The 12,505-nt window shown below is 57.2% G+C and carries 15 protein-coding genes; 9 read left to right on the top strand and 6 right to left on the bottom strand.

Annotation, left to right across the window (positions count from 1 at the left end; translation table 11 throughout):
• Positions 1 to 75: 75 nt before the first annotated feature.
• From QZ487_RS06985 to coxB, 5 genes are all read right to left on the bottom strand, one after another.
• A complete protein-coding gene (locus QZ487_RS06985) occupies positions 76 to 666 on the bottom strand; it encodes a cytochrome c oxidase assembly protein (protein ID WP_296023909.1) in 591 nt (196 codons plus the stop codon).
• Position 667: 1 nt separating this feature from the next.
• Positions 668 to 796 (bottom strand): hypothetical protein, encoded by a 129-nt coding sequence (locus QZ487_RS06980; protein WP_296023908.1) that lies wholly within the window; start codon positions 794 to 796, stop codon positions 668 to 670.
• Positions 796 to 1,713 carry a heme o synthase gene (locus QZ487_RS06975; protein WP_296023907.1) on the bottom strand — a complete coding sequence of 306 codons (918 nt, stop codon included), beginning with the start codon at positions 1,711 to 1,713 and terminating at the stop codon, positions 796 to 798. Before QZ487_RS06975 ends, QZ487_RS06980 begins: the two co-directional genes overlap by 1 nt.
• A gap of 118 nt (positions 1,714 to 1,831) precedes the next feature.
• Positions 1,832 to 3,538, bottom strand: coding sequence for a cytochrome c oxidase subunit I (gene ctaD, locus QZ487_RS06970; protein WP_285974932.1), 1,707 nt, complete (start codon positions 3,536 to 3,538; stop codon positions 1,832 to 1,834).
• A 32-nt stretch (positions 3,539 to 3,570) separates the two neighbouring features.
• Positions 3,571 to 4,455, bottom strand: a complete 885-nt coding sequence (gene coxB / locus QZ487_RS06965) for a cytochrome c oxidase subunit II (protein WP_296024123.1) — start codon at positions 4,453 to 4,455, stop codon at positions 3,571 to 3,573.
• Positions 4,456 to 4,730: 275 nt separating this feature from the next.
• On the opposite strand from coxB, the gene pyrE reads away from it, so the two are divergent.
• The 9 genes from pyrE (at position 4,731) to QZ487_RS06920 (ending at position 10,321) form a co-directional block, all read left to right on the top strand.
• The gene (gene pyrE / locus QZ487_RS06960; protein ID WP_296023906.1) at positions 4,731 to 5,309 is read left to right on the top strand and encodes an orotate phosphoribosyltransferase; all 579 of its coding nucleotides are present in this window, start codon (positions 4,731 to 4,733) and stop codon (positions 5,307 to 5,309) included.
• Positions 5,309 to 6,064, top strand: a complete 756-nt coding sequence (locus QZ487_RS06955; protein WP_285974930.1) for a pyridoxine 5'-phosphate synthase — start codon at positions 5,309 to 5,311, stop codon at positions 6,062 to 6,064. The genes pyrE and QZ487_RS06955 overlap by 1 nt, the downstream gene beginning before the upstream one ends.
• Positions 6,061 to 6,342: a hypothetical protein gene (locus QZ487_RS06950; protein ID WP_285974929.1), complete on the top strand. Its 282-nt coding sequence runs from the start codon at positions 6,061 to 6,063 to the stop codon at positions 6,340 to 6,342. Before QZ487_RS06955 ends, QZ487_RS06950 begins: the two co-directional genes overlap by 4 nt.
• Entirely contained in the window at positions 6,339 to 6,746 is a 408-nt protein-coding gene (gene acpS, locus QZ487_RS06945; RefSeq protein ID WP_285974928.1) for a holo-ACP synthase, read from the top strand. Before QZ487_RS06950 ends, acpS begins: the two co-directional genes overlap by 4 nt.
• Positions 6,747 to 6,761: 15 nt before the next feature.
• Positions 6,762 to 7,655, top strand: a complete 894-nt coding sequence (lepB, locus tag QZ487_RS06940; RefSeq protein ID WP_296023905.1) for a signal peptidase I — start codon at positions 6,762 to 6,764, stop codon at positions 7,653 to 7,655.
• Between the two features lie 12 nt (positions 7,656 to 7,667).
• Positions 7,668 to 8,804: a DUF3089 domain-containing protein gene (locus QZ487_RS06935; protein ID WP_296023904.1), complete on the top strand. Its 1,137-nt coding sequence runs from the start codon at positions 7,668 to 7,670 to the stop codon at positions 8,802 to 8,804.
• On the top strand, positions 8,786 to 9,271 hold the full coding sequence (gene ruvX / locus QZ487_RS06930; protein ID WP_285974925.1) for a Holliday junction resolvase RuvX: 486 nt from the start codon (positions 8,786 to 8,788) through the stop codon (positions 9,269 to 9,271). Before QZ487_RS06935 ends, ruvX begins: the two co-directional genes overlap by 19 nt.
• Positions 9,272 to 9,465: 194 nt before the next feature.
• Positions 9,466 to 9,918 (top strand): PaaI family thioesterase, encoded by a 453-nt coding sequence (locus tag QZ487_RS06925; RefSeq protein WP_285974924.1) that lies wholly within the window; start codon positions 9,466 to 9,468, stop codon positions 9,916 to 9,918.
• On the top strand, positions 9,908 to 10,321 hold the full coding sequence (locus QZ487_RS06920) for a PaaI family thioesterase (protein WP_285974923.1): 414 nt from the start codon (positions 9,908 to 9,910) through the stop codon (positions 10,319 to 10,321). The genes QZ487_RS06925 and QZ487_RS06920 overlap by 11 nt, the downstream gene beginning before the upstream one ends.
• Here QZ487_RS06920 and QZ487_RS06915 read toward each other — a convergent pair.
• A complete protein-coding gene (locus QZ487_RS06915; RefSeq protein WP_296023903.1) occupies positions 10,318 to 12,498 on the bottom strand; it encodes a transglycosylase domain-containing protein in 2,181 nt (726 codons plus the stop codon). The genes QZ487_RS06920 and QZ487_RS06915 overlap by 4 nt on opposite strands.
• Positions 12,499 to 12,505: the final 7 nt, after the last annotated feature.

Below are 12,505 nucleotides of genomic sequence, written 5' to 3'. Positions count from 1 at the left end.
GAAAGTTCCCGTCTTTTGGCCCGTATCTTAGATTCAACCCGTCCTTAGATGCCCTCGCGGGACGGGTCCAGAGTGTTACGAACTTGGTTCGCTGTTAGTATTGAGTGACTTGTGGAAGGTGTAGCTCAAGGTGATCTGCTCCACCCCCTCCATTGCTTCGTCTTCCAGCATCGCCGGATCGACAAAATACAGCACCGGCATGCTCACTTCCTGCCCAGGCTGCAAAGTCTGCTCGGTGAAGCAGAAGCATTGAATCTTGTTAAAGTAAGCGCCCGCATGTTCCGGTTCGACATTGAAAGTCGCTGTACCGGTGATCGGAACGTTTGAGTTGTTCTTGGTGGTATAGATCGCCATGTCGCGCACGCCGATTTGAACTGTGTCAGTCGGTTGCGTTGGTCGAAATGTCCACGGCACATCACGCGCGGTTGATGCATCGAATCGGATCGACATCGTTTTGCCGGCAGCAAGGCCAATACGCTCCGCATTGGCCGCCTCAGACTCACTCGCCACCTGCGTCGTACCGCCAAAACCGGTCACGCGGCAGAACAGGTCGTACAAAGGCACCGCTGCGTAGCCCAAACCCAGCATCGCGAGCGCGCCCATGAATGCGTAAATGCCGGTCTTTAGGTTCTTCTGCTCAAGCGATGTTGCAGCAACAGCGGTCACTTTACTGACCTCCGATACGAACGATGGTGATGAAATAGAACAACACAACCATGAACAGCAACAATCCGCCGAGCACGAGATTGCGGCTTCTCTGGCGGCGCTTGATTTCGGATTCTTCTTCAGGCGTCATCAGATTATCCACCCTTGCCCACGCGCCAGAGCATCAACTACCAGCGCTGCGAACAGCGCGAACAGGTACAGGATGCTGTAGGCAAACAGGCTTTTCTCCGGCTTCATTGTGTCGCCCTCTACAGAGGTACGGAATGCCACCGGCAGCGACATGCCCAGAAACGCCAGAGTGAGCGCAAGCGCTGTAAATCCGTAAATCGCGCCGGTCCCGCCAATTAACCACGGCGCGATCGCCACCGGCACCAGCAGAATTGAATAAGCCAGAATCTGCCGGCGCGTCGCTTTCTCTCCGGCAACCACGGGCAGCATCGGAATACCGACCTTGGCGTAGTCCGACTTCACAAACAGAGCGAGCGCCCAGAAATGCGGCGGGGTCCAGAAGAAGATAATCGCAAACAGCAGGATCGGCATGGCGGTAACCTCGCCGGTCACAGCAACCCAGCCTATCATCGGCGGGAACGCTCCGGCACCGCCGCCAATCACGATATTCTGCGGCGTGCGAGGCTTCAGCCACATGGTGTAGATTGCTGCATAATAGACAATTGCAACCGCAAGGATCGCAGCTGCGAGCCATCCTACCGCAACACCCATGATGATCAGCGAGGCCGCAGATAGCATAATGCCGAAGTCGCGCGCATCATCGGGGCGCATACGACCTGCGGGAAGCGGACGGTTGGCCGTCCGTTTCATGCCGGCATCGATCTCTGCTTCCCACCACTGGTTTAGCACCGCTGAACCGCCTGCGGCCATCGCAATGCACAGGATCGCGGTGAAGCCGATCACAGGATGAATGCTGCCCGGCGCGGCCAGCAAGCCGCAAATTCCGGTGAAGATCACCAGCGACATCACGCGCGGCTTGGTTAGCGCGAAGAAATCGCGCCAATCGGCCGGCATTGCTGTAGCGGTGGTCGCAGTCATTACCTGTCTACTCGTTCAATATATGCGCCTGTTGTGCGCTTCTTTTGCGAGGCGGGGCGCACTTCTCAGCACGCCCCTCCCCCTTGTCTGTAATCGCTCGATCTAACGCCGCAGCAATTTAAGCCCCTGCGGGACGGTGATCGTGGTAATCGTGGTAATCCTCGATCACTGGCAGCGTTTCGAACTGGTGGAACGGCGGTGGGCTCGAAAGCGTCCACTCAAGCGTAGTTGCACCTTCGCCCCATGGGTTTGTTTCTGCTTTCTTGCCGGCAAGGAATGCATAGGCAAGGTTGGCAAAGAACAGCAACATCGAACCGGCCATAATCCAGTAGCCGTAGGACGAGATTTCATTCCAGTAACTGTAAGCAGCGGTGAAGTCAGGATAGCGACGCGCCATCCCCTGCATGCCCAGGAAATGCTGCGGGAAGAAAATCACGTTCACACCGATGAAGAAGCCCCAGAAGTGAAGGTGGCTCAGCAGCTCTGAATGCATGCGGCCGCTCATCTTCGGGAACCAGTAGTAGAAGCCCGCGAAGAGCGAGAATACCGCACCCATCGACAGCACGTAGTGGAAGTGGGCCACAACGTAATAGGTGTCATGCAGGTTGTCGTCGATCCCGCCATTGGCGAGAACAACGCCGGTTACACCGCCGACGGTAAACAGGAAGATGAAGCCCATCGCCCAAACCATCGGCGATTTGAACTCAAGGCTGCCGCCCCACATCGTGGCGACCCAGCTGAAGATTTTCACACCGGTCGGGACCGCGATAACCATGGTCGCTGCTGTGAAGTACATCTTCGTGTTCACGTCGAGGCCAACGGTATACATGTGGTGCGCCCAAACAATGAAGCCAACCACGCCAATCGCAACCATTGCATACGCCATGCCGAGATAGCCGAAAACGGGCTTGCGGCTGAAGGTAGCAACGATCTGCGAGATCATACCAAAGCCCGGCAGGATCATGATGTAGACTTCAGGGTGACCGAAGAACCAGAACAGGTGCTGGTAAAGGATAGGGTCACCACCGCCGGCCGGATCAAAGAATGTCGTGCCGAAGTTGCGGTCTGTCAGCAGCATCGTAATCGCAGCCGCCAGCACAGGAAGTGCGAGCAGCAGCAGGAATGCCGTGACAAGTACTGACCATACAAACAGCGGCATTTTATGCAGGGTCATACCCGGCGCACGCATATTGAAGATGGTCGTGATGAAGTTGGTTGCCCCCAGGATCGAGCCAGCGCCCGCCAAGTGGAGCGAGAAGATCGCGAAATCGACTGCCGGCCCTTGCGAACCCGTTGTCGAAAGTGGTGCATAGACTGTCCAGCCCACGCCAGCGCCCATTCCGGTACCGCCCGGGACGAACATGGAGAACAGCAGGCTGAAGAAACCGACAACGGTCAGCCAGAAGCTGATATTGTTCATGCGCGGGAACGCCATGTCTGGCGCGCCGATCATCAGTGGAACGAACCAGTTACCGAAGCCACCGATCATCGCCGGCATGACCATGAAAAAGACCATGATCAGGCCGTGCGCAGTGATGAACACGTTCCACATGTGGTAGTTCGCATCCATCGAGGTGCCGTCACCACCCAGCATATCAACCCACATGCCCAGATGCTGGATGCCCGGCTCTGCCAGTTCCATCCGCATGATGCCGGAAATCGCACCACCGATGATGCCCGCACAAATTGCGAAGATCAGGTAGAGTGTGCCGATATCCTTGTGGTTGGTCGACATGAACCAGCGGGCGAAAAAGCCCGGCTTGTGGTCCGCATCATGCCCATGATCTGTATGGGGAGCGGTGATGCCTTCTGCGGTAGTTGCCATCGTTCAGATACTCTCTGCTCTAAATCTATTCGTTATGCGGCAGGCGCTGCTTCAGCTTTCACTTCGGCCTCAACCACTTCTGGTTCGCCAACAGTGCCGCCTTGCTCAAGCACCCAAGCTTCCCACTCTTCGCGCGGAAGCGCTTCGACCACCACCGGCATAAAGCCGTGGCGTGCACCACAAAGTTCGTAGCACTGGCCGTAATAGACGCCTGGCTCTTCGATCGTGAGCAGGCGCTCGTTCAAACGGCCCGGAACCGCGTCCTGCTTGAACCACAGCGATGCCACACCGAATGAGTGGATCACGTCCGCTGCTGTTGTCTGGAGGCGTAATGGTGTGTTCGCTGGCACAACCATACGGTTGTCGACAGCAAGCTGATTGGGCTCACCGCGATCCAGCGCTTCTTCCGGCGGAAGCATATTCGAAATGACTTCAAAGCCACCATTGTCGGGATAGGTATAACCCCAATACCACTGGTACCCGGTCGCTTTGATTGTGATCGCCTCTTCAGGCGGGGTTTCGTATTGGCTCAGCAACAGATTGATCGAAGGAACCGCGATTACAACCAGGATCAGCGCTGGCACCACAGTCCAGATCACTTCGATCAAAGTGTTGTGCGTTGTTTTCGATGGAACCGGGTTCGCCCGGCGGTTGTAGCGAACAATCACCCACAGAAGCAGGCCAAGCACAAACAGACTGATCACTGTAATGATCGGCATGAGGATTGCGTCATGCATCCACAGCGCGTCGCGGCCGTCCTGCGTAAATTGGTCCTGGAAGCTCAGCCGACCGTCAACCGGCATTCCCTTGCCTTCGGTTGGTGCCATTGGCGTGTAACCGGCGGTGGTTTCTGTTGCCGCTGCGTCTGCAGGAGCTGCATCGACCTGAGCATGAGCGCTCGATGCAAACAATAGCATCAGGGCCACCATGGCAGTGACGATAAGTGAATAGGCGTAGCGGCCTGTTTGACCCAAAACCATCTTTGTGACGTTTCCCGATTCAATCGTATGTATAAGCTGCGCGGCCTCTAATCACAGAAACCGCATTAGCCAACCCAAAGTCCCGGAACTACCCCCGAGATTGATGCGCCTATAGGCGCGCTTGCCCAGCGCCTCAAGCGCTTCTAGGGAGAAATTTATGCAAGTCGGGATGAGTCCGACGCAATTTGATCTTTTTAGTAGGTGTTTCACGAATGACTGAAGAAGAAGTGCTGTCCGAATTCCGTAGCTGCGGCGCGCTATTGGAAGGGCACTTTCTGCTCTCGTCCGGGCGGCACAGCGCATATTATCTGCAATGTGCACGAGTCCTCATGAATCCTGACCGAGCATCGCGCATTGCGGTTGCTATGGCAAAAAACCTCCCGCGAGAGATTCGTTCCAGCGTTGATGTGGTAGTCTCCCCAGCGATGGGTGGACTAATCATTGGTCACGAAATGGGCCGCGCGCTCGGGAAAGACGCTATGTTTCTCGAACGGCCAGAAGGGACATTCCATCTGCGGCGCGGATTCGCGATCAAGCCGGGGGCCAAGGTCCTGATGGTGGAAGATGTCGTCACCACCGGCCTTTCCAGCCGCGAAGCGATTGCAGCCGTCGGCGAAGAGGGCGGCGAGGTCATAGCCGAAGTGTCTGTGGTCGACCGCTCTGGCGGCACAGCAGATCTTGGCGTGCCGTTCTTCCCGCTGGTCGCACTCAATTTCCCGACCTATGCAGACGAGGAAGTTCCCGCCGAACTGGCTGCCGTGCCGATCACGAAGCCGGGTAGCCGTGCCTGATGGTCAATGTTCACAATCCTGAGCGGTTGCGGCTGGGCGTCAACATTGATCACGTCGCGACAATCCGCAATGCCCGCGGGGGCAACCACCCCGACCCGGTTCGCGCAGCAGAGATTGTCGCCAGCGTAGGGGGTGACGGCATTACCGCTCACCTGCGCGAAGACCGCCGCCACATCCGCGATGCCGACATCGCACGGATTCAGGCAGCAACCGACCTGCCACTCAATCTGGAAATGGCTGCGACCGAGGAAATGCTGGAAATTGCGTTGCGTCATAAACCGCATGCCGCCTGCATTGTCCCGGAAAAGCGCGAAGAGCGTACGACTGAAGGCGGGCTGGATGCGGCCGGCATGGACAACCAGCTCGCACCGATTGTCACGCGCCTTACCGATGCAGGAATTCGAGTAAGCTTGTTCATCGAAGCGCAGGAACGCCAACTGGACGCAGCACTGCGGCTGGGCGCGCCCGTCGTCGAATTTCACACTGGTGAATATGCGCACGCTTTTCTGGATGGGGACAATGAACGTCTTGCAGCGGAGCTGAAGCGTATCTCAGATATGTCGGCACTCGCGGCAAAGAACGGGATCGAGCCACACGCTGGCCACGGTCTGACCTATGAGAATGTCCAGCCCATTGCAGCCATCCCGCAATTGGCCGAACTCAATATAGGCCACTACCTGATTGGCGAAGCGGTGTTTTTAGGATTGGAGCCTGCCGTGCGTCGCATGCGCAATCTGATGGACGAGGCGCGGTGAGCAGCGAACAGGCTCAGGTTACCAGCGCTCAGTTCGGCTGGTTTTTGGCCGGAGCCCTGTCGTTCGTCCTGAGCATTGCATTGCTCGGCTATTCCCTGTGGACCGGAATCGCTCTTTCATTTGCGATTTTATGGCCGCTCCTTCAAATCTTTGGCTACGGCATGACCCTGAAGATGGCGAAAGGTGACCCCGCGCATTATCTCGTGAAGACTCAGGTCATTTTGCACTGGATGATCGTGTTCCTGCTGGCAGCTATGATTTTACGAGGTGGATCATGATCATCGGGCTCGGCTCTGACCTATGCAGTATCGAGCGGATCCAAAATTCGCTCGAGCGTTATGGCGAGCGGTTTGAATACCGGGTCTTCACAGAGATAGAGCGCGCCAAAGCACGCCGTCGGCCATTCACTATCGCGGGAACCTACGCCAAGCGCTTCGCTGCAAAGGAAGCTTTCAGCAAAGCTGTAGGCACTGGTTTCAAACGCGGTGTCTATATGAAAGATATCGGCGTTGTTAATGCGCCATCGGGTGCGCCAACCCTAGCGCTCGCGGGTGGCGCTGCGAAACGGCTTGCGGAATTGACGCCGGATGGCCATGAGGCCTTCATTCATCTCACTCTCACCGACGATCATCCATGGGCGCAGGCATTCGTGATCATCGAATCGCACCCAATCCTAGGCTGAACGCGACACAAAGATATGGCTACCGGCTCTGACACTGTGACAAACGACAAGATCAAATCCAAGGACACCGAAGAAAAGGTAAACTGGCTCGCGGAATTGCGCGGGCTCAGCCTGATGCTTCTCGCCGTGCTCGTTTTTCACAGCCTGGTGGCAAAACCATTCTACATCCCGTCGACGTCAATGATGCCGAGCCTTTGGGTGGGCGATCGCCTGGTGGTCAGCAAGTATCCCTATGGCTGGAGCTGGGCTTCGGCGAGCTTCCACCTTCTACCGCGCGGCGATTGGCGGATTATAGGCGATACGCCGGAATATGGTGACGTTGTCATCCCGGTTCATCCGGTTCGCGACGAGGATTATATCAAGCGCGTTGTTGGCCTTCCCGGCGATACGATTGCAGTCGAAAATGGCATCATTATCCTGAACGGTGAGCCAGTGAAGCGCGAGATAGTGCCCAACGTCAAAATCCCGTTCGAGCCGGAGCTGCTATGCGAGGGATCGCCCTGCCTTAGTGCCTTTTCAGCCTACCTCGTGCGGGATGCCGACGGCACACAATATTACGAAGTGCCCGCCTATCGCGAGACAATGCCCAACGGCGCTTCGTTTCTGGTGATTGACCATCTTGAAGACCAATTGCTCGACAATTTCGAACAAATCACCATTCCGGAAGGCGAAGTCTTCGTGATGGGCGACAACCGGGACCACTCTGCCGATAGCCGCGAGCTAAATAGCGATCGCGGACTGATGGGCGCCGTGCCGCTCGAAAACATCGGTGGGCGCGCAGAGTTCATAACCTTTTCGCTAAACGGCTCAGCCAGCTGGAACCCGTTTACCTGGTGGTCTGCGCTGCGTGATAACCGTTCTTGGTCGACACTGCGCGCGCCCAAGGCCGAATATTCCAGCGCGGAATAGCGCGCGCAGGCAATGGCTAAGAAGTTCCTTTATCTCGTAGCCGTGATCATCGTCTTGGTGATTGCGGGCCTCATCGTCCTGCGCGTTTGGGCGGCGGAATTGACCGCGCTTGCCTTTGTTCCGACCGAGCAATTCGTTGAGCAAGAGGCGCTTGCCGAAAATGCCTATGCAGAAACGGATATGTGGTTTGTTCGTCCGGGAAAGGGCGACGAGTTGGTTCGCTGGCAGCCAGATTACGCCAATAATCGTGGCTTGCTGCCTACTCCGGCTGCCCCCTCACCACCCGATTTTGCAGTCTTTTTCGTCCATCCGACCAGTTACCTCAGTCGGTCGAGCTGGAATGCCGAACTGGGTGATGAAGATGCGGAACGCGTCGCACGCATATATTTGCGCGGAATGGCCAGCCCTTTTAGCAAAGCGAGCGAGATCTGGGCGCCGCGCTATCGCCAAGCGACAATCGGTGCGTTCATGACCGACAAGCCCGAGGGTCAAATGGCTTTCGACACCGCTTACCGCGATGTTGCACAGGCATTTGCGTATTTTGTTGATACCATCGATCCTGACCTACCGATTGTGCTCGCCGGCCACAGTCAAGGCTCACTCCACATGATGAGCCTGCTCAGCGAGCGGGTCGCCGGGTCCCCACTCGCCGATCGGATCGCCGCCGCATATGTTGTCGGCTGGCCGATTTCTGAAACCCATGATTTGCCGCTTATGGGGCTGCCGGCTTGCACCGCGTCTGATCAGGCCGGCTGTATCCTTAGCTGGGCGAGCTATGCCGAGCCAGCCGATCCATCGCAGGTCAAAGCCTATTACAGCCGATCAGTCGGCTTCAATGGAGGGTCACGCGGGAGCAGCCCGGTGCTTTGCACGAATCCGCTGACGGGAACGCGCGGCGGAACTGCGCCAGCCAGCGCAAATCTGGGCACATTGGTACCTGAAACCGATCTGACCGACGGCGCACTTGTGGCTGACGCTGTCCCCGCTCGCTGCGATCCGCGCGGAATATTGCTGATTGGCGATCCTCCTGATCTGGGCCGCTATGTTCTGCCAGGCAATGACTATCACGTCTATGACATCCCGCTGTTCTGGGCGAATTTGCAGGCCGACGTCAAACGCCGGGTGGAAATATGGGCACAAAACCGCTGATCACCGACAGCGCGGCTGATTTGCGCGATGCGCTGCCTGACGGAGGCGCTTTGCTCGGGCTGGACCTAGGAACCAAGACCATCGGCATCGCAACCAGCGACGCGGGTTGGCGATTTGCAACAGCGGGCAAGACACTGGCGCGCGGCAAATTCGGGCGTGATCGCGAAGCTCTGGCTGCACTGATCAAGGAGCGCAGCATTAAGGGCATAGTGATCGGCCTGCCACGCAACATGGACGCCAGTGAAGGTCCGCGGGCGCAGTCAGCTCGCGCATATGCGCGCAATTTGAACGAGGCATTTGATTTGCCCGTGCTGCTATGGGACGAGCGCTGGTCGACGCAAAGTGCAGAGGCCGCGATGATCGGGCAGGACATGAGCCGTGCCAAACGCGCGGAAAAAATCGACAGTCATGCAGCGGCAATCATTCTGCAAGGTGCGATTGATGCGCTGGCCGGGAACGCATTTTAGGCTTCAGCCACCGCTGATCGCTTGCCTCTAGCAATAGCTGGGAGGATTAGGCTGCCGGACAGTTCCGCTTCACGCCACAACATATCGCGTGCAGCTTGATTGGCCAGCGGACCAGCAAAGGAATGGCGCTCAGAACGCGCTCTGAAAAATTAAAACATTGTAAGGACAGAGCCTTGCAGGCAATGGTTAGGACAATGGCTAAAGACTTGCCTCCTTTCGATCCCAAACAGGCGTTGCAGTTCTTCTGCCAGCATGGCCATTCGGGTTGGCTGGGCTTGCAATACTCAGACCATGGTGAAGACTGGGTGGAATTGGAACTGCCCTGGCGAGAAGATTTGCTGGGCGAGGAAGACCGTCATGTGCTTGCATCAGGGCCTATTGTCAGCCTGCTCGACATGGCGTCAGGCATGAGCATCTGGCACACAAAGAAAGTCTTCACGCCCATTGCAACGCTGGACCTGCGCGTGGACTATCAACGGCCCGCGAAAGAGCGCAGTTCAGTCCTGGGACGAGTTGAATGTTATCGCATTACCCGTTCTGCCGCCTTCGTGCGCGGCATTGCCCATGATGGGAACCGCAGCGATCCGGTCGCTACGATGGCAGGTGTATTCATGACCATTGATAAGGACCCGCGCAGTGACCGGTAACGCGGATCTTGACCGGTTCCTGACCGCTTACGCGCGCTCGCTTGGCATATCCGTCCACAGTCTGGGCGATGACGGCTTACCTGTTCTCACAGTCGAGTTCAGCTCGATCATCGAGGGCAGACCTGGTGCGTTCCACGGCGGGGCCACAAGCGGATTGCTTGAAACAGCCGGCTACGCTGCATTGCGCGCAATCTTGCAGCGCGAAGATCGCGACCCGCAACTCAAGCCGATCAACATCACTGTCCAGTTCTTAAGCGCTGGCAAGCGCAAGAAAACTTTCGCTCAGGGGCGGATCACGCGACTTGGGCGGCGCAATGCCAATATTACTGTGGAAGCATGGCAGGATGATCGCAATCGGCCAATCGCAACAGCAGTGATGAATATACTGATGGCAGACCGCTAACGCCTGCCAGATTCAATTTCGAGTCCGTCTTCGGTCAGTCGAAACTCCACAGGCAGACCGTCAATCTCAGTCACCACCGTCAGCCCTTCCTGTTCGACTGACAGGGTTGGACCGTTGTCATCAATCGGGATGTCTCGCAGTTCCTCGATGTCGAGCGGGCGGATCGGCCCTTCCGGATCGGGTCGCTCTGCCGGTTCTACGATGTCACTTCCGGCCCGCGCACCGCGCATGAAATTGCGCCAGATACGCGCGGGCAATCCGCCGCCGGTCACACCATTGAGCGAGGTGTTGTCATCATTGCCAACCCAAACGCCGACCACAAGATCGCCAGCATAACCTACGAACACAGCATCCCGATAATCCTGTGTTGTCCCTGTCTTGCCGAAATTCGGCCCAGCGAGCATCGCAGCTTTGCCTGTACCATCATTGATTGCCGCGCGCAGCAAACGTTCCATGTCGCTTTGCACACGCCCCGGGAAATGTGACTGTCCATCAAAGAGCCATTCAATCCACCCTTCTTCCTCTTGCAGGAAAGCATGAGGTTCAACCGGATAGGCATCGGCAGCGACCGCCGCATAGGCACTGGTGAGTTCCAGCAGGCTCATCGTCGAAGTGCCTAGCGCCAGGCTGGGATCACCCTCTGGCAGAGGGGACGTGATGCCCAGATTCCGCGCGGTTTCGATCACCCGTTTGCTCCCAAGCTGATTAAAAAGCCGAACCGCTGCAACGTTGCTGGACGAAGCAAATGCCTGTTCAAGCGTCAGGCTGTCTGAATAGCGTTCTGCGGCATTCTTTGGACGGTAGGAACCTGTCTCAATCGGCGTATTATCGATGCGGTCCGTTGGTCGCATTCCCGATCCAAGCGCGGCCAGATAGACGAACAGCTTGAAGGTCGATCCCGGCTGCCGCTTTGCCTGTGTTGCACGGTTGAATGGCGAATTCGCATAATCCTTGCCGCCGATCATCGCGACCACTTCGCCGCTCGGCCGCATTGCGACCAAAGCAACCTGAGCATTCCCCAATGCAGCATTCGCGACTGCCCGGCTCGCCACCCCTTGGAGGCGCGCATCAAGGGTGGTTGTCAGCGTTTGCTTGGCATAGCTCGCTTCGGCACTCTGGCGGGCGATAGGAAGTGCCCAATCCGCGAAGTAGGTGCCCGTCGGCAACCGATTGCGATTGCGCACATCAAGCCTGGGTGACGGCAGATTTCTCGCGCGGGCATCGGTCAAATAGCGTTCTTCCGCCATCGCGCCGATCACCAATCGCATGCGCTCTTCAGCCAGATCGTAGTTGCGAGTGGGCGCAAGCCGCGAAGGTGCCTTCAGTAGTCCGGCAAGCATTGCTGCCTGCTCCGGCCTCAGGTTTTCCGGTTGACGGTAGAAATAGTGGAGGCTGGCAGCGCGCAGCCCGTATTGATTATCTCCGAAATAGGCATTGGAAAGATAGCGCGACAGGATTTCATCCTTGGTCAGCCAGGTTTCCAACCAGAACGCGATCAATGCCTCACGGGCCTTGCGCGAAAGTGTCTGTTCCGGGGTGAGAAATGTGAATTTGGCCAGCTGCTGGGTGATTGTGCTGCCACCGCCCACACCTGTCCAAGCTGCCCGTGCGATCCCGCGTGGATCGATGCCCCAATGCGAATAGAAACGCCGGTCCTCAATCGCAAGGAATGCACCAACAACATGATCAGGCAATTCGCTCGCCACAACCGGCGCATCCACCGACGCCCCACTTCGAGCGATCGGCGTTCCGTCGCTTGCGAGCAAAGTTATCTGCGGAGGTGCAATCGGTTCTAGCGATTTTCCAAGCGGAGCAGTTATCGCAAGCCAAGCAACAATAGCGATGAAGATCGCCAGCAATGCCGCGATCAACCTGACCAGCCACCAGCGTTTACGCCGGCCGCGATAATGGCTCGGTTGATACCAGCGGGTTTCAGGCTCTTTCCATTGCTCGCCAAAACGGGGCTGCTCGATGCCGGAATTCAGCTTGGGCTTACGGTGCCAGAAGCGGCGCTTCCGGCGCGGTGCATCCGGCCGAAAATCGAATGCGTCGTCGAAATCCTCAAGCGCACTGCCGTAGGGATCTTGGAGCGCATAATAGCCAGCCTTCGGCCGACCATCTTCATAGCGATCCGTTGAGCGATTCCTCCGTCGGGATGATCGAAGCCAGGCAAACATCGGACTG

Source organism: uncultured Altererythrobacter sp., assembly GCF_913057185.1.
GTDB classification, from domain to species: Bacteria; Pseudomonadota; Alphaproteobacteria; order Sphingomonadales; family Sphingomonadaceae; genus Erythrobacter; species Erythrobacter rubellus.
The sequence above is the reverse complement of the archived record's forward strand: the minus strand, read 5'-3'. Positions and strand labels throughout refer to the sequence as shown.

Bases quoted from the DNA above. Each gene is read 5' to 3' on its own strand.
- QZ487_RS06980 (WP_296023908.1), bottom strand. From the start codon at position 796: ATGACGCCTGAAGAAGAATCCGAAATCAAGCGCCGCCAGAGAAGCCGC.
- QZ487_RS06975 (WP_296023907.1), bottom strand. From the start codon at position 1,713: ATGACTGCGACCACCGCTACAGCAATGCCGGCCGATTGGCGCGATTTC.
- ctaD (WP_285974932.1), bottom strand. From the start codon at position 3,538: ATGGCAACTACCGCAGAAGGCATCACCGCTCCCCATACAGATCATGGG.
- coxB (WP_296024123.1), bottom strand. From the start codon at position 4,455: ATGCTATTGTTTGCATCGAGCGCTCATGCTCAGGTCGATGCAGCTCCT.
- pyrE (WP_296023906.1), top strand. From the start codon at position 4,731: ATGACTGAAGAAGAAGTGCTGTCCGAATTCCGTAGCTGCGGCGCGCTA.
- QZ487_RS06955 (WP_285974930.1), top strand. From the start codon at position 5,309: ATGGTCAATGTTCACAATCCTGAGCGGTTGCGGCTGGGCGTCAACATT.
- acpS (WP_285974928.1), top strand. From the start codon at position 6,339: ATGATCATCGGGCTCGGCTCTGACCTATGCAGTATCGAGCGGATCCAA.
- lepB (WP_296023905.1), top strand. From the start codon at position 6,762: ATGGCTACCGGCTCTGACACTGTGACAAACGACAAGATCAAATCCAAG.
- QZ487_RS06935 (WP_296023904.1), top strand. From the start codon at position 7,668: ATGGCTAAGAAGTTCCTTTATCTCGTAGCCGTGATCATCGTCTTGGTG.
- ruvX (WP_285974925.1), top strand. From the start codon at position 8,786: ATGGGCACAAAACCGCTGATCACCGACAGCGCGGCTGATTTGCGCGAT.
- QZ487_RS06925 (WP_285974924.1), top strand. From the start codon at position 9,466: ATGGCTAAAGACTTGCCTCCTTTCGATCCCAAACAGGCGTTGCAGTTC.
- QZ487_RS06915 (WP_296023903.1), bottom strand. From the start codon at position 12,498: ATGTTTGCCTGGCTTCGATCATCCCGACGGAGGAATCGCTCAACGGAT.